We start from the raw sequence: 18,333 nt of genomic DNA, 5'->3' as shown, positions 1-18,333 counted from the left end.
TGGCGGCCACGTCGTCGAGGTCGGCGACCGTCACGCGGGCGCCGCGTGCCGCCAGTGTCCGGGCGCAGGCCGCGCCGATTCCACTGGCGCCGCCGGTGACCAGCGCGGAGCGGCCGGCGAGGTTCTGTAACATTCGCTCGTCTACTTCATCGACTCGATGCTCCAGGTCGACGAATTGGACGTGGCGCGTCGGCTCACCGTCTCGATGCCGGAATCGGTGACCTCGACCAATGTGTTCGTGCACGTCGAGGCCACTCGCGCCGCGGCCGGGATCGGACTGCTGCCGTGCTTCATGGCCGACCGGCACGACGACCTCGTCCGAGTGCTTCCGGAGCAGGTCCGCGCCGAACTGGCCTACTGGCTGGTGGCCCGTCCCGAATCGCTGCGCAGACCAGAGGTGGCCGCGGTTGTGGGGGCGATCCGGGAGACGGTGGAGTCGGAACGGCACGTGCTGGCAGGGTGAGGTCCGGTTTTCGGCGCCGGAGAATGTGCCGGTTTCACCGCACACGGTGCGATCGCGGGGTTACCGTCGGACACGGCAATTCGCTCATCAGCGGGAGGATCGCGATGCATCTCATGAAATCGGCGACGGCATCGGCCCTTGTGGCAGTGGCAGTGACGGTGGGTGCGGGAGGAACCGCATATGCGGACCCGGTCGATCCGGCGGCCGGTCCCACAGTCCAGACGGTTCAGACCGTCCCCGGCCTCCACCAGGTCGACAAGCAGGCTGCGCTCGAGCACATGCTCAACGAACTGGGTGTGGGCTGGGCAAACGGCGGCGCCGCGGGGACGGCGATCGGCGCGGTGGTGGGTCTGGGTATCGGCTGTATCTCGATGTTCCCCGGTAGCCTCGCCGGGTGCATCATCGGTCTTCCGACGGGGGCAGTCGCCGGCGCACTGATCGGGATGTACAACGGTAACCCCAACGCGCAGAAGGCGATCGAAGACTACATCAACACCCCGTAGGTGCGTGATCGGCCGCCACGCCGTAGGCGAGTGATCGGCGCCGTTCAGCGTGACGCGGCGGCCCGCTTGCGCTCGACCAACGCCCTGGTGACGAAGTAGACGACCAGCACGTGGCTGAGACTTCGGGCCAGTTGGTTCACGTCGATCGCGGGACGCCAGGAGACTTCGCCTCCGCGGATGACGTATGCGCCCGCCGGACGAGCCCCGACCCCGAAGCCGCCGCCGTCGCCGCCCTCACCCTCGGTGGAGGTTCCGCTACCGCCGCCTCCGCCGCCGGAGACTGCCGCGGCGGTGATCACCGTGACGCCATCGGACTCGATCGGCTCGGAATACACACGCTTGACGGTCACGGCGTCCCGGGCGGTGCTCATCAGTTCCTGAAGGTTCATGTCGTCCTCATGTTCGATGTCGGTCGCAGCAGCCGAACCCGACGCCCAACGGCCGCGAATATCACTCCCGATCATCCACTGCTTTCGTCGAAAGCTCGACGGCTGGGGGAGAGCTGCCGGGTCCGGCGCGCTAGCGTCACAGGGTGCGCTCCGAATCCCAGCGATCGAATATCCCCACCTTCCACGTGATGGACGTGTGGAAGGCGGCCACGGAGCGTCAACGCACCCACGGTGACGTGTTGACGCTCGCGGCCGGTCAGCCGTCCACCCCGGCACCGCAGGTGGTTCTCGAGGCCGCGCGGCAGGTTCTCGACGGACACCTTCTCGGGTACACCGAGACCTTCGGGGTGCTGGGGTTGCGGGAAGCGATCGCCGATTACCACTCCACCAAGTCGGGAATCGACGTCGACGCAGAGGAGGTGGTGGTCACCACGGGTTCGTCGGGTGCGTTCACACTGCTGTTCCTCGCCGCATTCGACGTCGGCGACACGGTGGTGGTGGCACGTCCCGGTTATCCGGCGTACCGGAACACACTCACCGCACTGGGCTGCAGGGTGGTCGAACTCGACTGCGGCGCCGAGACTCGTTACCAGCCGACGGTGGCGATGCTCGAGGCGCTTTCCGAGCCGCCGGCCGGACTCGTCGTCGCCAGCCCGGCGAACCCCACGGGCACCGTCATCGATCCGGGTGAGCTTGCGGCACTGGCTCGTTGGTGCGACGAGCACGGGACCCTCCTCGTCTCGGACGAGATCTATCACGGTATCGGGTACGGCGAGCAGCAGATGACGAGTGCCTGGGAGACATCCAGGGAGTCCGTCGTCGTCGGCTCGGTCTCCAAGTACTTCTCGATGACGGGTTGGCGGCTGGGCTGGATGCTGGTGCCCGAAGGCCTGCGCCGGCCGTTGCAGCGGCTGGCGTCCAACATGACGGTGTGCCCGCCTGCTATCTCACAGTTCGCGGCCATCGCGGCGTTCACGCCCCAGGCCCGCGCGGAACTCGACGGCCATGTCCTGCGCTACGCAGTCAATCGGGAACTCCTCCTCACCGGACTTCCCGAATTGGACATCACCGAACTCGCGCCGGCCGACGGGGCGTTCTACGTGTACGCCGACATCGGGCACCTGCTCGGGCCGGCCGAAGCGAAGACCTCCACCGAATGGTGCTCGGCACTGCTCCACGACACCGGGTTGGCGCTGGCCCCGGGCATCGACTTCGACACGGTCCGAGGTGACCGGACAGTGCGGTTGTCGTTTGCCGGATCCACGGCGGAGGTCCGGGAGTCGCTGTCCCGGCTGCGGCGCTGGTTGTAGTCGGCGGGAGGCTCTTCCCTTGATGTACTTCTCGGTCTGTCTTCCAATTCACCCTGGTAGCGCGTCGGCGGCTGGCAGGATGAATTGGTGTCATCCGCAGCTACTCCCAAAGGCGAACGGCGTCGACTGGCGCTGGTGCAGGCGGCTGCCGACCTGTTGCTCGAGGGCGGGTTCGATGCGGTACGGCATCGATCGGTGGCCAATCGGGCCAACCTGCCGCTGGCCTCGACCACGTACTATTTCGAGTCTCTCGACGACCTGATCGCGAAGGCCGTCGAATGCAACGGCAACCGCGACCTCGCGGTCATGAGGGAGCGGGTCGAGGCGATCACCCACCGTCGTCGCGGCCGAGAGTCCACGGTGGATCTTCTGGTGGATCTACTGGTGAGCCCGGAGGCGATCACGGACGAAGGCCGGGAGCGGCTCATCGCACGATACGAGCGGCTCACGGCATGCGCCCGGCGCCCTGAACTGCGGGAGGTGCAGCTCCGGCTGCGCGCCCAGCTCGACGACATCCTCACCGAGGCGCTGCGCCGGTCGGACCGTGAGGTGCGGCAAGGTCAGTTGCGAAGGCTGGTGGCCGTCGTCGACGGCGCGGTGGTGACCGCGCTCGGCGAGTACGACCCCGACCTGCGGGGGCTCGCTCGCGCGATGCTGCTGGACGTCGTGGACCTCATGGCACCGGCGCTCGACCGGCCGACCCATGCCGAGGTGTAGCCCGGCCGTAAACTGAGGACTCGTGAGCCGCATCCCGAACGTCCTTGCCACCCGTTACGCCAGCCCCGAACTGCGAGCGCTCTGGTCGCCGGAGCACAAGATCGTCCTCGAGCGTCAGCTGTGGTTGGCCGTGTTGCGGGCGCAAGCCGACCTCGGTATCGACGTGCCCACGGATGCACTCGCGGACTACGAGCGCGTGCTGGAGCAGGTCGACCTGGACTCCATCGCCGCCCGCGAACGCGTGACGCGTCACGACGTGAAGGCACGGATCGAGGAGTTCAACGCCCTCGCCGGCCACGAGCAGGTCCACAAGGGACTCACCTCGCGGGACCTGACGGAGAACGTCGAACAGCTGCAGATCCTGCAGTCCCTCGAGCATGTGTACGCGCACGGTGTCGCGGTCGCGGCGCGGCTGGCCGAGCGGGCAGCCGAATACAGCGGCACCGTCATGGCCGGGAGGTCACACAATGTCGCCGCGCAGGCCACGACGCTGGGCAAGCGGTTCGCGTCTGCTGCCGACGAACTGCTGGTAGCACTCACCCGGCTGCGGGAACTGATGGGGCGCTACCCGCTGCGCGGCATCAAGGGCCCGATGGGCACCGCACAGGACATGCTCGATCTGCTGGACGGCGACGCGTCGAAGCTCGAGGCTCTCGAACGGAAGGTCGCCGAGCATCTCGGCTTCTCCCACGTGTTCATCAGCGTCGGCCAGGTCTACCCGCGTTCACTCGACCACGACGTGCTGTCCGCATTGGTACAGGTGGCGGCGGGCCCATCGTCGTTCGCGCACACCATCCGGTTGATGGCGGGCCACGAACTGGTCACCGAGGGCTTCCAGCCCGGCCAGGTCGGCTCGTCCGCGATGCCACACAAGATGAACACCCGCTCCTGCGAGCGTGTCAACGGCCTCCAGGTCGTGCTGCGCGGGTATGCCTCCATGGCAGCCGAACTCGCGGGCGCGCAGTGGAACGAGGGTGACGTGTTCTGCTCGGTGGTGCGCCGCGTCGCCTTGCCCGACGCGTTCTTCGCGATCGACGGGCTGATCGAGACGTTCCTGACCGTCCTCGCCGAGTTCGGTGCCTACCCCGCCGTGATCGAGAAAGAACTCACCCGGTACCTGCCGTTCCTGGCGACCACCCGGATCCTGATGGCTGCGGTACGCATGGGCGTCGGCCGTGAGACGGCACACGAGGTAATCAAGGAACACGCCGTGGCCGTCGCGCTGGCGATGCGCGAGCAGGGCAAGGAACCCGACCTCCTCGACCGTTTGGCCGCCGACGACAGGCTGCCGATGGACCGCGCCGCGCTCGACGACGCGCTCGCCGACAAGACGGCGTTCATCGGTGCGGCCGAAGCCCAGGTGGCCGGTGTGGTGGCCGAGGTGCAGAAACTTGTCGACGCCAATCCCGAGGCGGCCGCCTACCAGCCGTCCCCGATCCTGTAGACGGCTCTGTTACCAGCACCGGAGGTGCCTGACGTGAACTGCATTTTCTGCGAGATCGTGGCGGGCCGGGCCGAAGCCAGTGTGGTGTACCGAGGCGACGACGTGATGGCGTTCATGGACATCCGGCCCTGGACCACCGGACATCTGCTGGTGGTGCCCACGCGGCATGCATCCGGTCTCGCCGACCTCGATCCTGCCGACGGTGCCGCGGTGTTCACCGTGGGCCAGCGTCTCGCGAGGACGCTGCGTCACGGGTCGCTTCGTGCGGAGGGCGTCAACCTGTTCCTGGCCGACGGGATCGCCGCCGGGCAGGAGGTGTTCCACGTGCACCTCCACGTGGTTCCCCGCGTGAGTGGTGACGGATTCGGGCTGCGCGGAACGCCGAAGTCGCCCAGCCGGATCGCACTCGAACAGACCGCGGGTGTGATCCGCTCAGCGCTCGAACGACCGTGACGGGCCGTCGAGACGGACCTCGCCGATGACACCGTTCTCGTCGAAGCGGCGTTCGGTGATGTCGAAGGTGCCGTCGCTGCGCACGCGCAGGACAGTGGACGCCCGCGTCCCGTAGTCGCCGTGGTGGATGAACCGGGAAGACAGCGCGCGTTCCAACTCCGCACCCACCCCGGTGTCGGGGAGAGCCTCCCCCGGCGCAGGTTCGGTGTCGGCGAGGACGCCCAGATACGCCTCGACGTCGGAGCCGGGACGGCCGTCGTCGTCGGCGAGGGCCGTGGCGAACTCGTGTGTTCCGCCGCTGACTTTCGGCCACGGGGTATCGAGCCGGGCATTGGACAGTCCGTGGACGCCGGGCTCGACCCGCTGCCGGTGATCCGACGGCCGGTTGGTCACCCACCACATCTCGTCCCGGTCGGCGACGAGCAGGTTGAAGCTGCCGTACCGAGCGCCTGCGGAGGTCACGGCGGCGGCGTGTTCCCCGGGGGAATCGGTGCCGCCGAGGTAGTCGGTGGGTAGCGCCCCGCGCGACAGTGCGCCCACGGTGGGCAGGCCGTCCCGGACGTTGGTGACAGCCGCGAATCGCAGAGTGTCGGTGACACCCATCCAGGTACCGCCGGCACGCCGGTCCCGACCCGCGACGATGCCGTCGGCCCACCGGTGGAGCGGCTCGGAGGGCCGCCGGTAGAACTCGTCACGGTTGGCGGCCACCACGAGGGAGAGTTCGGGATGCGCCTGCCAGCCGAACAGGACCAGGCACATACTCTCGTCTCCTTCGCCACCCATAGGACTCGTCCGAGCGTAGTCGCCGCTCAGGAACCGTCCGCGGCTGCGCGCAAATCTTTTCAGCCCGAGAGCCTTCGGTGGACGGATGTGCGAGCTGGTGGTTCACGACTTCCTCGGCGGCGATCTTCTCACTTCCGCGGTTGATCCAATCCTTGATCGGTGGCGGACTTCGCAGCGCTCACCACTTTCGGCATCGACACCGCGGCGACGACGAGAAGGACGGCCGCGCCGAGTGCCGCGAGGAACACCAGGTGCAGGGCGCCGGCGAGATCTGCGGGCTCCGGGTTGTCGACGCCACCCACCTGCGCGTTGACGACGGCGCCGAACAGGGCGACGCCCACCGCGCTGCCGATGGATCGCGCGAACATGTTGGTGGAGGTCACCACGCCGCGCTGGGTCCAGTCGACACTCGACTGCGCCGCGATCAGAGTCGGACTGGCCACCAGGCCCATTCCGCTTCCGATGACGAAACAGCAGAGCGCCACGTGCCACACCGCAGAGCCGGGCGAGAGCCCCACTGTCATCGCGGTTCCGGTGACCACCAGGAGGCTTCCCGCCGTCGCGGTGAACCGGAAACCGAATCGGAGATAGACGCGGCCCGACAGCGATGCCGCGATCGGCCAGCCGATGGTGAGCGTGGCCAGAGCGAACCCTGCCACCAGGGCGCCCGTCCCGAGCACGCCCTGGGCGAAGGTGGGGACGTAGGTGGTCAGGCCCAGCACGATCGCTCCGACGAGCAGCGACACGGCACTGCTGGCGGCCAGCACGCGCCGGGTGAACACCCACAACGGCAGGAGGGGTTCGACGGCGCGCCGTTCCACGAGGGCGAAGACGATCAGCAGGACGCCGCCTGCCACGAAGATCCCGATGCCGGTCGGCGAATTCCAGGCCCAGGACTGTCCGCCTTCGAGCAGGCCCAGAATGAGCAGCGTGGCGCCCACGGCGAGAATTCCGGCCCCGGCATAGTCGATCGATACCTGTCTTCGCACTTTCTTCTCGTCGAAGTTGCGGATGAGCATCACGGCGGCGAGCAGGCACAGCGGAACGTTCACGAAGAAGATCCACCGCCACGACAGGTACTCGGAGAACACGCCGCCGAGAGTCGGGCCGAGGACCGCGGACATGCCCCAGACGCTCGCGAGATACCCCTGGGCCTTGGCGCGTTCGGCGAGCGTGTAGATGTCACCGGCGATCGTCAGGCTCATCGGCTGGACGGCTCCCGCACCGAGGCCCTGTAGTGCCCGGAACGCGATGAGCGCGGGCATGCTCCACGCGGCACCACACAGCACCGAGCCGAGCCCGAACAGCGCAATACCCAGCAGCATCACGGGCCTGCGGCCGAAGATGTCGGCCATCTTGCCGTAGATCGGCACCGACACGGCCTGGGTGAGGAGGTACACGGAGAACAGCCACGGAAACTGGCTGAACCCGCCGAGGTCGCCGACGATGGTGAAGACGGCGGTGGCGATGATGGTGGCATCGAGGGCGACCAGGGACGTCGTCAGCATCAGCGAAACGAGGATCGGTCCGCGTTCCGAACGGAACCCCACATCGACCGCGGACGTGTCCGTCGCCATCACTCCACCTACCGCATCGTCGTGTGGATCACAGAACTACCGTCCCAGGCTAACGACCCCGTGGTCCGGTGTATTCCACGCCCCGATCGGTGCCCATCCCGTCCGGTCCGGATCGGCAGATAGGCTGGCTTACCGTGCGCCCCTCACTCGATTCCTACGCCCATCTGGCCGGTGGCAAGGTCCGCGACCTGTACACGATCGACGACGAGCACCTCTTGTTGGTCGCGAGCGACCGGATCTCCGCCTACGACCACATCCTCAGCACGCCCATCCCGGACAAGGGGCGGGTACTCACAGCGATGAGTGTCTTCTTCTTCAATGTGCTCGGTGGCAACAACCACCTTGCCGGCGAGCCCGACGACAGCCGGATCCCCGAAGAGGTCCTCGGACGTGCACTGGTGGTGCGCAAGCTGAAGATGGTGCCGATCGAGTGCGTTGCGCGCGGATACCTCACGGGGTCCGGCCTGATCGACTACCAGAACACCGGAGCGGTGTGCGGTATCCCGTTGCCGGAAGGGCTCGTGGAGGCCAGTCGGCTGCCCGACCCCATTTTCAGCCCGGCCAGCAAGGCCGAACTGGGTGAGCACGACGAGAACATCAGCTTCGACGCCGTGGTCGAGAAGGTCGGCCGTGACCTGGCCGTGAAGTTGCGCAGCGACACCCTGGACATCTACACCCGGGCGGCCATGTTCGCCGCCGAACGCGGCATCATTCTCGCCGACACCAAGCTGGAGTTCGGTCTGGACGACTCGGGTCACCTGGTTCTCGCCGACGAGGTTCTCACCCCGGACTCCTCGCGGTACTGGCCGGCCGAGGGCTACGAGGAGGGCAAGGTGCAGCCGAGCTTCGACAAGCAGTTCGTCCGCAACTGGCTCACCGGTCCGGAGTCGGGCTGGGACCGCGCCGCGGACACCCCTCCGCCGCCGCTGCCGCCTGAAATCGTGGATGCCACAAGAGAACGTTATATCGAGGCGTACGAACGGATTTCGGGTCTGTCGTTCGCGGACTGGGTGGGCTGAGCCATGGCAACCGATGACACTGTCCTCACCCCGCCGGTGGCGAGGAAGGTTCCCACCGAACGCGTACATCACGGCCACACGTTCATCGACGAGTACGAATGGTTGCGCGACAAAGAGGACTCGGAGGTCATCGCGTACCTCGAGGCGGAGAACGCGTACACCGAGCAGCAGACCGCGCACCTCGCGCCGCTCCGGGATCAGATCTTCTCGGAGATCAAGTCGCGCACCCAGGAAACCGACATGTCGGTGCCCACCCGCATGGGCGACTGGTGGTATTACGCGCGCACCATCGAGGGCAAGCAGTACGGCGTGCAGTGCCGGGCACCGATCGCCGGACCCGACGACTGGACGCCGCCCGAGCTCACTCCCGGGGTCGACCTCGCCGGTGAGCAGGTACTCCTCGACGGCAATGTGGAGGCGGAGGGACACGACTTCTTCTCCGTCGGCGCCTTCTCGATCAGTCACGACGGCACCCTCCTCGCGTACTCGGTGGATGTGCTCGGGGACGAGCGGTACACGCTGCGGTTCAAGAATCTCGTCACCGGGGAACTGCTGGCCGACGAGATCACCGGTACCGCGCCGGGCGGCGCCACCTGGGCCATCGACCACAGCCACATCTTCTATCTGACGGTCGACGAATCCTGGCGGCCCGACACGGTGTGGCGGCACACGCTGGGCACGGACAGGGAACAGGACGTCGCGGTGTTCACCGAGCCGGACGAACGGTTCTGGGTGTCCGTCGGGTCCACGCGAAGTGAGAAGTACCTCATGATCTGGGTGGGGTCGAAGATCACCAGCGAGGGCTGGGTGCTCGAATCGGCGAATCCCGAAGGCGAGTTCCGGGTGGTGCTGCCGCGGCGCGACGGCGTCGAATACCACGTGGAGCACGCAGTGGTCGCAGGTGAAGATCGCTTCCTGATCATGCACAACGACGAGATCGACGGCGAGAAGGCCGAGAACTTCGTGCTCGCCGAGGCGCCGGTGTCCGATCCGGCGTCACTGACCACCCTCATCGGGCACCGACAGGACGTGCGACTCGAGGAGGTCGACGCGTTCGCCGACCATCTGGTCATCGGTTACCGGCGGGAGGCGCTCACCCGCCTCGCCGTCTGGCCGCTCACCGCCGAAGGGTACGGCGAGTTCACGGAAATCCAGTTCGCCGAGGAGCTGTTCAGCGTCGGGCTCGGAGCCAATCCCGAATGGCAGCAGCCCACATTGCGGATGGCGTTCACGTCGTTCATCACGCCGGGGCAGGTGTACGACTACGTGCTGGAGACGGGTGAGCTCGCGCTCCGCAAGTCCCAGCCCGTTCTCGGTGATTTCGATGCCGATAACTATGAGCAGCAACGGGATTGGGCCGATGCGGAAGATGGGACGAGGATTCCGCTGTCCATCGTCCGCCGACGAGGATCGGGCGAGGGGCCTGCGCCCGTGCTGCTGTATGGCTACGGCTCGTACGAGGCCAGCATGGACCCGGCGTTCTCCGTTGCCCGGCTGTCGCTGCTCGACCGTGGTGTGGTGTTCGTGGTGGCCCACGTTCGCGGTGGCGGCGAGATGGGCCGGCATTGGTACGAGAGCGGCAAGACACTCACCAAGAAGAACACCTTCACCGACTTCGTTGCCTGCGCACGGCATCTGATCGACACCGGCTGCACCACCCCCGGCCTGATGGTCGCCGACGGTGGCAGCGCCGGTGGACTGCTCATGGGCGCGGTGGCAAACCTCGCGCCCGAACTGTTCGCGGGCATTCTCGCCAACGTTCCCTTCGTGGACCCGCTCACTTCGATTCTCGATCCGTCGCTGCCGCTGACGGTGATCGAATGGGACGAGTGGGGTAACCCGCTGGAGAATCCCGAGGTGTACGAGTACATGCGCTCGTACAGCCCGTACGAGAACGTCGAGGCCAAGGACTACCCGGCCATCCTCGCCATCACCAGCATCAACGACACCCGGGTCCTCTACGTCGAACCGGCGAAGTGGGTCGCGAAGCTGCGAGCCACCAAGACCGGGGACTCGCCGCTGCTTCTCAAGACCGAAATGAGCGCAGGCCACGGAGGCGTGAGCGGACGTTACGAGAAGTGGAAAGAAGTTGCCTTCGAATTCGCGTGGGTACTGGGCGTCGTCGGGAAGGCCTGAGCCGCCTTCCTTGTTCGGGCCTCCGTTTTGCAGTCTCCGGTGCATCTCGCGGTCGGTGCGCAGCGATGCGTCCGAGGTCGGCCCGACCAAGTGCTGTGCGAGGTCGGCCCGACCAAGTGCTGTGCGAGGTCGGCCCGTCCAAGTGCTGCACCACCGGGCAGGTGCGTTCAGGGGCCGTCAGCGCTTGAAGGCGCCCTTGATCTTCTCGCCGGCCTTCTTCACGTTCGCCTTGGCTTGATCGGCTTTGCCGACGTGTTTCAGTTCCTTGTCACCGGTGGCGCGACCGATCGACTCACGTGATTTTCCGACCGTGTGCTGCATGGCATTCTTGGCTTTGTCGACGATGCCCATCGCATTCTCCTCGTCGATCAATCTCCCTGGGTTCGATCAATTTCCCCGGGTTCAATCATAAGCCCGGCTCCGACGAGGCGGAGTGTCATTCCGGCACCTCTGAACGTCCGGGCGGTCTGATCTTGCGTGAAGCAACGGTGTGTGGACGGTGACGCACGCGAAGACTTACGCCCGGCCAATTTGAGCCGGCCCGACCCCCGGGTGCGCGGTCGTTGCAATCTCCGAGAGTCGATTCCTTGGGAGAGTTTGTGCAGTTCAGTGGCCTGACCCAGCTTGTTGATCCACCACGATGTGCATGATTTATCTCTGAACGAGTTGAACTTCTATAACAATCCGATAGTATTAAATCTGCGTCCTACGCTATAGATAAGTTACAGATCCGGTCGATCACCGCTCTGGGTCGATCACCGCACCGGGGAGTCGCCCCGGTGCCGGCGGAGGCAAGGAGAGAGCCATGGCTGTACATGATGCGAACGCCGTTCCGAAGGACGAAGACGTGCTGATCCTGCGTCCGGGAAGCGGCGCCGCAATCGGATTAGGGCTGGTCGGCATGTTGACGCTCGGCGCGGTGACCGTGCTCGACGCTCTGCCGCTGTAACTCGACGCCAACCAACTCGACAATGTTTTTGGAAGCTCGAGGTCTACAGAGACCGAATCTTTCTCGGCGGACGCTCCGGCGACCCCGCGCCTCGCGCACAAACCTCATTCTGTGCGCGGCACCGAACCCTATGACGGGATCCGACCATGACCTTCACGGCACACAACCGCGACATTGCCCGTACTTCCCGGCATGTACGCCTCGAACCCGCAACCGAGTCCCCCGACCGCTCGACACTGGGAATCGCGCTGATCGCAGCTCTGGTCGCAGCAGTCCCTGCGGTGACCGTCTCCGGTTCGGTGCTGCTGGGCGCAGGGACCGCGCTTTCGGTCTTCGGTGGGGTCCTGCTCGCCGCCCTCATGATCTGATCGGGATTCCGCAGCGGCTCGTCTCTATGTGGGAGAGGTCGGACGGGGAATAATGAATTACACACCCCCGTTCAGAAAGCTCTGCGGCAATGGCAACAACGCCTTTAGGCAGTAGCGCATCGCCCTCCTCGGCTCCGATGCGTGCGGTCGACATCATGTCCACGCCCGTTGTCGCCGTCACCGGCGCCGCGACCTTACGAGAAATTGTCGCGCAGATGCTCCGCAGTGGGCTCACCGCGGTGCCGGTCGTCGATGATGACGGCACGCTCCTCGGCCTCGTCACCGAGGAGTCGATCGTGCACGCTCACCTGGTCCAGGCGTTGACAACCGTGGCCGACGCCTCGGAGGGAGTCCTCGTCCGGCATCTGATGGCTTCGGCGGTCGCGGTGTCTGTCCCCGCTGTCTCCGTCGACTCCGAGGCGACGCTCGAAGAGATCATCGAGACGATGTTGTATGCGCAGGTCCGATCGCTACCCGTGGTCCGCGACCGCAAACCGATCGGGCTCATCACGTTGCGCAACGTACTTGCAGCCATCGAGCCGCAGCTCTGCACGAAAGCAGATCGATAATGGTCCCACCGTCCACCCTCGGTGGAGGGTGGACCGTGTCTGGTTGCGGTCAGCTGATCCAGCCGAACAGATCGCGCAACTGGTGAATGAACCAGTTGAACTCAGGACGGAAGTTCCACATGGCTTTCCTCTTTGTTCACTCGACATTCCCGACCTGATTCAAGAATAGCCGCGCCCAGGACACCAACGCACCCCTCGGCACGGTCGCCAGGTGCGTTTTGGAGCGCGGCCGCGACCGGTCACCGGGATACTGCCCGGTCGCTCGGATACTGCGCGCGCACGCGAACGAACTGCGGTCGCTATGTCTCCCGGTGGCGGAGGCCGTACCGAATCTGGGGGCGTCCCGCCTTCCCGTATTCGGTGTGGCGCGTGAGGAGTCCGTCGTCGGCGAGGCGTTCGAGGTAGCGCCAGGCCGTCACCCGCGAAACACCGATTGCCTGGGCGACCTCCGCCGCCGCCAGGGGTGCCTGCGCCTCGCGAATGCAGGCGGTCACGTGGTCGAGTGTTTGGGGTGCAACCCCTTTCGGTGATGTGATGCGCTCCTGTGAGCTCCTCAGCGCCGACATTGCACGGTCGATATCGTGCTGACCGAGTGCACTGCTCCCGGCGGGAAGGGCGTCACGGAAATCCCGATATCGCTCGAGCTTCTCGCGGAAGGCCGCGAACGTGAACGGCTTGAGTAGGTACAGGGCGATGCCACGGGCCACCGCCGTTCGGACCATCTCGAGGTCGCGCGCCGACGTCACGGCAATGACATCGGGACTCGGACGGATTCCGCTCAGCGCCGCCGCCACGTCGAGTCCGCTGGCGTCGGGCAGGCCGATATCGAGGAGAACCAGGTCGACAGGATCCTCGGTGGCGCTCGCGCCCGCCACGGTACGCAGGGCACTGTTGCCGTCGTGTACCACGCTGTGTACCGAAAAACCGGGTACCCGTTCGACATAGGCGCGGTGCGCCTCGGAGATGAGCGGCTCGTCCTCCACGATCATCACTCGGATCACGAAGCGTCTCCTGTCTCGACTGTCTTGACGGGAATCTCGACGACGATCATCGATCCCAGCGACGGCTCCGTGTGTATCGTCCCGCCGTGGCGGGCCACCACCTGGGCAACCAGGGCGAGGCCGAGCCCTCGCTGCCCGGGCTTCGTGGAGAAACCGCGGCTGACGGCCTTGTCGAACTCATCCGCCGATATGCCGGGACCACTGTCCGCCACGCGAATCACCATCACGGAATCTTCCTCACTCACAGTCACTTCCACCCAGGCATCCATGGCCGGCGCTTCGGGGTCACCCCTGGCGGCATCGACGGCATTGTCGACCAGGTTGCCCACCACCGTCACGAGCTCGCGTGCGCTCAATGACGGCACCGGACCGAGGGCTGTGTCCTCGGTGACGGTGAGGTCCACTCCTCGCTCGGCCGCCATTCCCACCTTGCCCAGCAGTAGGGCTGCCAATGCCGGTTCGTGCACAGCTCTCATCAGTCGGTCGATGAGTTCCTGGGACAGGCGCAGATCCTCGGTGGCGAAAGCGATCGCATCTTCGTACCGGCCCAATTCCACCATGGTGATGATGGTGTGCAACCGATTGGCCGACTCGTGTGCCTGGGACCGCAGCGATTCCGCGAAGCCGCGCACCGAGTCGAGTTCGCCGAGGATTCCCTGCAGTTCGGTGCGATCGCGCAGTGTCAGCACCGTCCCGAGCTCGCGTCCCTCCCATTCGACAGGTTCGCGATTCACCAGCAATACCCGATCCGGAGTCACATGCACCTCGTCCCGTGTGTCCGACGCCTCCGACGCGGCGGCCGGTGAGCGCAACGACTCCGGCAGAGCAGACAGCGGGACCGGTCCTGCGGGAAGATCGAGTAGCCGTCGCGCTTCGTCGTTGACCACGTCGGCGGTGTCGCTGCGGTCGTGTCCGAGGACCACCACACCCTCGCCGATGGAGTGCAGAACGGCGTCGTGATGCTCGTACATGCGGCGGAGTTCGCTGGGTGCGAGGCCCATCGTCTGCCGTCGCAGGCGACTGCTCAGCAGAAAGAAGCCGGCGGACGATACCGCCAGTGTGATTGCGGCAAGGGTGAAGACGGTCGGCAGGCTGGACGCGAACTGGGCGCCGATCCTCTCCCGAGTGACACCGACGGCGACGAGGCCCACGAGTTGATCGCCGTCGTGGATCGGCGCCACCGCCCGGATCGACGGACCGAGCGAACCGGCGTACGTCTCGGTGAACGTCTCACCGGCGAGTGCGCGGTCGATATGGCCGCCGAAGGTGCCGCCGATCAGGCCGGGATCGGTGTGGGTGAACCGCGTCCGGTCGGGGGCCATCACCACCACGAAATCGGCACCGGTGGCCGTCCGGATTCGCTCGGTCTGCGGTTGCAGAATCGCGGTGGGGTCGGCGGAGCGAAGGGCGGCCACCGTGCCGTCCGACAGTGCGAGAGTGGTGGCCACCGCCGTCACCTCCCGCCGGGTGGTGTGGTCGCTGTCGCGGCGCTCGTTCACCACCGCGACGGCTGTGCCTGCGGCGACGACGAGGACGACCACCGCCAGCTGTAGGAGCAGAAGCTGCCGCGCGACGCTGAGTGGCCGTCTCTGCTGATCGTTGAGCACGCGAATCTCCTGAACGTAATGAACACAATCTTCTCCTGGCGTGTCTGCGCTCGGAGGATCCTTCCCAGACGTGATCGCGGTCACCGCCCGGCCTACTTATCAGCTTGCCATTCGACTGGAGGACAACCCGATGAGCACTGCGACAAGCACAACGAAGAAGCGCGATCGCACCCACTGGCTGTACATGGGGGTCATCGCCGCCGTCGTCGCCGGCGTCCTCGTCGGCTGGCTGGCTCCCGAGGTGGGCAAGTCGGTGGGCGTGCTGGGCACGATGTTCGTCGATCTCATCAAGATGATGATCAGCCCGGTCATCTTCTGCACCATCGTGCTGGGCATCGGATCGGTGAAGGCTGCCGCGAAGGTGGGCAAGGTGGGTGGGCTCGCCCTCACCTACTTCATCGGGATGTCCACGATCGCCCTCGGAATCGGGCTGGTCGTGGGCAATCTGCTCCAGCCTGGCAGCGGACTCGACATCGATGCAGGCGCCTCCGGTGCCGGAGCCCAGCTCGCCGAGAAGGCCCACGGAGCCGGCGGCACCATGGACTTCGTGTCGTCGATCATCCCGACGTCGCTGCTGTCGTCGCTCACAGCAGGAAGCGTGCTGCAGACTCTCTTCGTCGCGTTGCTGGTCGGTTTCGGCGTCCAGGCGCTCGGCAAGCAGGGCGAGCCGCTCTTGCGTGGCATCGGCTCCGTGCAGAAGCTCGTCTTCAAGATCCTGTCGATGATCCTGTGGCTCGCGCCCATCGGTGCTTTCGGTGCCATCGCCAATGTTGTGGGACAGACCGGGCTCAGCGCCGTGATCCAGCTCGCCACCCTCATGCTCGGCTTCTACCTCACCTGCCTGATCTTCGTGTTCGGCGTGCTCGGATCGGTGCTACGCGTCGTCGCCGGTGTCTCGATCTTCAAGCTCGTGCGGTACCTCGCCCGTGAGTATCTGCTGATCTTCGCCACGTCCTCGTCCGAGTCGGCCCTGCCGCGACTGATCGCGAAGATGGAACACCTCGGTGTCGAGCGGACCACCGTCGGTGTCGTGGTGCCCACCGGTTACTCGTTCAACCTCGACGGCACGGCCATCTACCTGACGATGGCGTCGATCTTCATCGCCGATGCCATGGGTCAGCCGTTGTCGTTCCCCGAGCAGCTCTCGCTGCTGGTCTTCATGATCATCGCGTCCAAGGGAGCCGCCGGAGTGAGCGGCGCCGGTCTCGCCACCCTCGCCGGCGGCCTGCAGAGTCACCGCCCCGAACTGCTCGACGGCGTCGGCCTCATCGTCGGTATCGACCGGTTCATGTCGGAGGCCCGAGCGGTCACCAACTTCTCCGGTAACGCGGTCGCCACGCTGCTCGTGGGCTTCTGGACGGACACGGTCGACACCGACCGGGTGCGCACCGTCCTCGGCGGCAAGTTGCCCTTCGACGAAGAGACGATGGTCGACGACGGCCATGGCGTCGTCGCCGTCGAGAACGTGCAGGCTGCGGGCGAGGAGCAGAGGGTACTCGTCAAGGGCTGACGGCCCCGACTTCTGGTGGTTCGTGATGGTCCGTGCCATGCAGGGTGTGGGCGACCGGCACCGGTGGGATCACCAATATTAGGCAAGGCAACCCATTGTGCCCTTTCTCGGGTAGATTTGCCGCAGATGATTCCTCCAAGTGTGTGACCAGTGAGAAGAGTGAGAATGGCACAGAACGACACACGCGGCGAAGGGGTTTCGTCGCTGCCACTCGCGGGACGCGACGCCGCCCACCTGCCGGGACACTGGTTGCTGGCGCGCCTCGGCAAGAGGGTTCTGCGTCCGGGAGGCAAGGAACTCACCCACCGGGTCCTGTCCGATGCGGCCTTGCCGGGGGCGGACGTCCTCGAACTTGCACCCGGACTCGGCAAGACCGCCCGGGCGATCCTGGCCCACAACCCGAAGAGCTACACCGGCGTCGAATCCGACGACGACGCTGCCCGGCTCACCCGGCAGGCGGTGGGGAAGTCCGGCGTGGTTGTTCGCGGAGAAGCAGAGGCGACCGGGCTGGGTGATGCCAGTGTCGACGTCGTCGTCGGCGAGGCGATGCTGACGATGCAGACCGACAAGCACAAGGCCGAGATCGCGCGAGAAGCGTTCCGGGTATTGCGCGGGGGCGGGCGCTACGCGATCCACGAACTGGCCATCGAACCGAACGAGATCGACGACGCGGTCAAGACCGAAATCCGGCAGTCGCTGGCGCGTTCGATCAAGGTGAACGCCCGGCCTCTCACCGAGAGTGAATGGCGAAACCTGCTGGAAGAAGCGGGGTTCGAGATCAAGGCGGTATCCTTCGCGCCCATGGCCCTGCTGCAACCGCGCCGCATTCTCGCGGACGAGGGTCTGCTGGGAACCATCCGGTTCGTCGGCAACGTGCTGCGGGATTCCGACGCACGTGCGAGAGTGCTGGCCATGCGTGCGACCTTCACGAAGTATCGGGACCACCTCGTCGCCATCGAGGTCATCGCCGGGAAGTCGAACTGATGGGGACGGAGCCTCAGGTGACGGGGCTGACCGTGGTGTCCGGACTGGCCACCCCGCATCTCACGGACGGCGACACACCTCGGATCGAACGGCTGGCGTCTGGCACCGGGGCAACCGTGGTGCGGATCAGCTTCGCCGAGGGGCAGACGATGGAAGACCACCGTTCGGCGGCGCCCATCCTCGTGCAGGTGACGGCCGGCGAGATCGACTTCGAGGTGTCCGGCGAGACCGTGACCCTCACACCCGGCACCGCGATACACCTCGAGGGCGGGATCACGCATCGGCTGGTTGCCAAGAGGGAATCCGTCGTCGCACTGGTGGTTCTACGGTGATCGGAAGGCCGGCGACCGCGCCTGGCGTACATTGCACCGCATGAGCGAAGGCAGGGTTCGTGTCGGTGTACGCGATGACGGTGTCGCGACGGTCAGCATGGTTCGCAGCGATAAACACACTGCGTTGGACCAGGCGATGTTCGAAGGGTTGCTGCACGCCGCCGAGCAACTGGCTGCTGACCGGAAAGTCCGTGCGGTGGTGTTACATGGCGAGGGTAA

20 protein-coding genes and 2 pseudogenes are annotated in these 18,333 nt (G+C 66.0%); 15 read left to right on the top strand and 7 right to left on the bottom strand.

Annotated elements, in window-relative coordinates:
- Positions 1–133: SDR family NAD(P)-dependent oxidoreductase (locus tag WAW17_RS30580; RefSeq protein WP_422336589.1), on the bottom strand; the 133-nt coding region annotated here is incomplete at its 3' end.
- On the opposite strand from WAW17_RS30580, the pseudogene WAW17_RS30575 reads away from it, so the two are divergent.
- Together WAW17_RS30575 and WAW17_RS30570 are read left to right on the top strand one after the other, a co-directional pair.
- Positions 131–463, top strand: a pseudogene (locus WAW17_RS30575) (LysR substrate-binding domain-containing protein); the annotation flags it as partial. The gene WAW17_RS30580 and the pseudogene WAW17_RS30575 overlap by 3 nt on opposite strands.
- A gap of 104 nt (positions 464–567) precedes the next feature.
- The gene (locus WAW17_RS30570) at positions 568–966 is read left to right on the top strand and encodes a hypothetical protein (protein ID WP_422336588.1); all 399 of its coding nucleotides are present in this window, start codon (positions 568–570) and stop codon (positions 964–966) included.
- Between the two features lie 44 nt (positions 967–1,010).
- Here WAW17_RS30570 and WAW17_RS30565 read toward each other — a convergent pair whose 3' ends face one another.
- The gene (locus tag WAW17_RS30565; RefSeq protein ID WP_422336587.1) at positions 1,011–1,430 is read right to left on the bottom strand and encodes a sporulation protein; all 420 of its coding nucleotides are present in this window, start codon (positions 1,428–1,430) and stop codon (positions 1,011–1,013) included.
- Between the two features lie 68 nt (positions 1,431–1,498).
- Between WAW17_RS30565 and WAW17_RS30560 the strand changes: the two genes are divergently transcribed.
- The 4 genes from WAW17_RS30560 to WAW17_RS30545 all read left to right on the top strand — a co-directional run bounded on the left by WAW17_RS30560 (position 1,499) and on the right by WAW17_RS30545 (position 5,279).
- Complete coding sequence (locus WAW17_RS30560) at positions 1,499–2,665, top strand: pyridoxal phosphate-dependent aminotransferase (protein WP_422336586.1); 1,167 nt, start codon at positions 1,499–1,501, stop codon at positions 2,663–2,665.
- 87 nt (positions 2,666–2,752) lie between these two features.
- Positions 2,753–3,382: a TetR/AcrR family transcriptional regulator gene (locus WAW17_RS30555; protein WP_422336585.1), complete on the top strand. Its 630-nt coding sequence runs from the start codon at positions 2,753–2,755 to the stop codon at positions 3,380–3,382.
- Positions 3,383–3,404: 22 nt separating this feature from the next.
- Entirely contained in the window at positions 3,405–4,826 is a 1,422-nt protein-coding gene (gene purB / locus WAW17_RS30550; protein ID WP_422336584.1) for an adenylosuccinate lyase, read from the top strand.
- A gap of 33 nt (positions 4,827–4,859) precedes the next feature.
- Positions 4,860–5,279 (top strand): HIT family protein, encoded by a 420-nt coding sequence (locus WAW17_RS30545; RefSeq protein WP_422336583.1) that lies wholly within the window; start codon positions 4,860–4,862, stop codon positions 5,277–5,279.
- Here WAW17_RS30545 and WAW17_RS30540 read toward each other — a convergent pair.
- Both WAW17_RS30540 and WAW17_RS30535 read right to left on the bottom strand, forming a co-directional pair.
- A complete protein-coding gene (locus WAW17_RS30540; RefSeq protein ID WP_422336582.1) occupies positions 5,259–6,038 on the bottom strand; it encodes an NRDE family protein in 780 nt (259 codons plus the stop codon). The two genes, WAW17_RS30545 and WAW17_RS30540, sit on opposite strands and share 21 nt — an antisense overlap.
- A 152-nt stretch (positions 6,039–6,190) precedes the next feature.
- On the bottom strand, positions 6,191–7,639 hold the full coding sequence (locus tag WAW17_RS30535) for an MDR family MFS transporter (RefSeq protein WP_422336581.1): 1,449 nt from the start codon (positions 7,637–7,639) through the stop codon (positions 6,191–6,193).
- A gap of 134 nt (positions 7,640–7,773) precedes the next feature.
- Here WAW17_RS30535 and WAW17_RS30530 point away from each other — a divergent pair, with 134 nt between their 5' ends.
- Together WAW17_RS30530 and WAW17_RS30525 are read left to right on the top strand one after the other, a co-directional pair.
- Positions 7,774–8,658, top strand: a complete 885-nt coding sequence (locus WAW17_RS30530) for a phosphoribosylaminoimidazolesuccinocarboxamide synthase (RefSeq protein WP_422336580.1) — start codon at positions 7,774–7,776, stop codon at positions 8,656–8,658.
- A 3-nt stretch (positions 8,659–8,661) separates the two neighbouring features.
- Complete coding sequence (locus WAW17_RS30525; RefSeq protein ID WP_422336579.1) at positions 8,662–10,794, top strand: S9 family peptidase; 2,133 nt, start codon at positions 8,662–8,664, stop codon at positions 10,792–10,794.
- A 177-nt stretch (positions 10,795–10,971) separates the two neighbouring features.
- On the opposite strand, the gene WAW17_RS30520 is transcribed toward WAW17_RS30525, so the two are convergent.
- Positions 10,972–11,145 (bottom strand): CsbD family protein, encoded by a 174-nt coding sequence (locus WAW17_RS30520; protein WP_422336578.1) that lies wholly within the window; start codon positions 11,143–11,145, stop codon positions 10,972–10,974.
- Positions 11,146–11,599: 454 nt separating this feature from the next.
- Between WAW17_RS30520 and WAW17_RS30515 the strand changes: the two genes are divergently transcribed.
- From WAW17_RS30515 to WAW17_RS30505, 3 genes are all read left to right on the top strand, one after another.
- Positions 11,600–11,743 (top strand): hypothetical protein, encoded by a 144-nt coding sequence (locus tag WAW17_RS30515; RefSeq protein ID WP_422336577.1) that lies wholly within the window; start codon positions 11,600–11,602, stop codon positions 11,741–11,743.
- Positions 11,744–11,889: 146 nt separating this feature from the next.
- Entirely contained in the window at positions 11,890–12,111 is a 222-nt protein-coding gene (locus WAW17_RS30510; protein WP_422336576.1) for a hypothetical protein, read from the top strand.
- Between the two features lie 155 nt (positions 12,112–12,266).
- Complete coding sequence (locus tag WAW17_RS30505) at positions 12,267–12,680, top strand: HPP family protein (RefSeq protein ID WP_422336575.1); 414 nt, start codon at positions 12,267–12,269, stop codon at positions 12,678–12,680.
- A 299-nt stretch (positions 12,681–12,979) separates the two neighbouring features.
- Here the strand turns inward: WAW17_RS30505 and WAW17_RS30500 are convergent, their stop codons facing one another.
- Complete coding sequence (locus tag WAW17_RS30500; protein WP_422336574.1) at positions 12,980–13,681, bottom strand: response regulator; 702 nt, start codon at positions 13,679–13,681, stop codon at positions 12,980–12,982.
- On the bottom strand, positions 13,678–15,288 hold the full coding sequence (locus WAW17_RS30495; RefSeq protein WP_422336573.1) for a sensor histidine kinase: 1,611 nt from the start codon (positions 15,286–15,288) through the stop codon (positions 13,678–13,680). The genes WAW17_RS30500 and WAW17_RS30495 overlap by 4 nt, the downstream gene beginning before the upstream one ends.
- Positions 15,289–15,418: 130 nt before the next feature.
- Between WAW17_RS30495 and WAW17_RS30490 the strand changes: the two genes are divergently transcribed.
- The 4 genes and pseudogenes from WAW17_RS30490 to WAW17_RS30475 all read left to right on the top strand — a co-directional run.
- A complete protein-coding gene (locus WAW17_RS30490) occupies positions 15,419–16,798 on the top strand; it encodes a cation:dicarboxylate symporter family transporter (protein WP_422336572.1) in 1,380 nt (459 codons plus the stop codon).
- Positions 16,799–16,963: 165 nt separating this feature from the next.
- Positions 16,964–17,782 carry a class I SAM-dependent methyltransferase gene (locus WAW17_RS30485; RefSeq protein ID WP_422336571.1) on the top strand — a complete coding sequence of 273 codons (819 nt, stop codon included), beginning with the start codon at positions 16,964–16,966 and terminating at the stop codon, positions 17,780–17,782.
- A gap of 17 nt (positions 17,783–17,799) precedes the next feature.
- Positions 17,800–18,114, top strand: a complete 315-nt coding sequence (locus WAW17_RS30480) for a cupin domain-containing protein (RefSeq protein WP_422336570.1) — start codon at positions 17,800–17,802, stop codon at positions 18,112–18,114.
- Between the two features lie 40 nt (positions 18,115–18,154).
- A pseudogene (locus tag WAW17_RS30475) lies at positions 18,155–18,333 on the top strand (enoyl-CoA hydratase); the annotation flags it as partial.

Source organism: Rhodococcus sp. (in: high G+C Gram-positive bacteria) (assembly GCF_049286785.1).
Taxonomy (GTDB): Bacteria; Actinomycetota; Actinomycetes; order Mycobacteriales; family Mycobacteriaceae; genus Rhodococcus_F.
The sequence above is the reverse complement of the archived record's forward strand: the minus strand, read 5'-3'. Positions and strand labels throughout refer to the sequence as shown.

Coding starts and splice junctions, on each gene's coding strand:
- WAW17_RS30540 (WP_422336582.1), bottom strand. CDS start 6,038: ATGTGCCTGGTCCTGTTCGGCTGGCAGGCGCATCCCGAACTCTCCCTC.
- WAW17_RS30490 (WP_422336572.1), top strand. CDS start 15,419: ATGAGCACTGCGACAAGCACAACGAAGAAGCGCGATCGCACCCACTGG.
- WAW17_RS30510 (WP_422336576.1), top strand. CDS start 11,890: ATGACCTTCACGGCACACAACCGCGACATTGCCCGTACTTCCCGGCAT.
- WAW17_RS30485 (WP_422336571.1), top strand. CDS start 16,964: ATGGCACAGAACGACACACGCGGCGAAGGGGTTTCGTCGCTGCCACTC.
- WAW17_RS30570 (WP_422336588.1), top strand. CDS start 568: ATGCATCTCATGAAATCGGCGACGGCATCGGCCCTTGTGGCAGTGGCA.
- WAW17_RS30520 (WP_422336578.1), bottom strand. CDS start 11,145: ATGGGCATCGTCGACAAAGCCAAGAATGCCATGCAGCACACGGTCGGA.
- WAW17_RS30515 (WP_422336577.1), top strand. CDS start 11,600: ATGGCTGTACATGATGCGAACGCCGTTCCGAAGGACGAAGACGTGCTG.
- WAW17_RS30535 (WP_422336581.1), bottom strand. CDS start 7,639: ATGGCGACGGACACGTCCGCGGTCGATGTGGGGTTCCGTTCGGAACGC.
- WAW17_RS30505 (WP_422336575.1), top strand. CDS start 12,267: ATGTCCACGCCCGTTGTCGCCGTCACCGGCGCCGCGACCTTACGAGAA.
- WAW17_RS30565 (WP_422336587.1), bottom strand. CDS start 1,430: ATGATCGGGAGTGATATTCGCGGCCGTTGGGCGTCGGGTTCGGCTGCT.
- WAW17_RS30525 (WP_422336579.1), top strand. CDS start 8,662: ATGGCAACCGATGACACTGTCCTCACCCCGCCGGTGGCGAGGAAGGTT.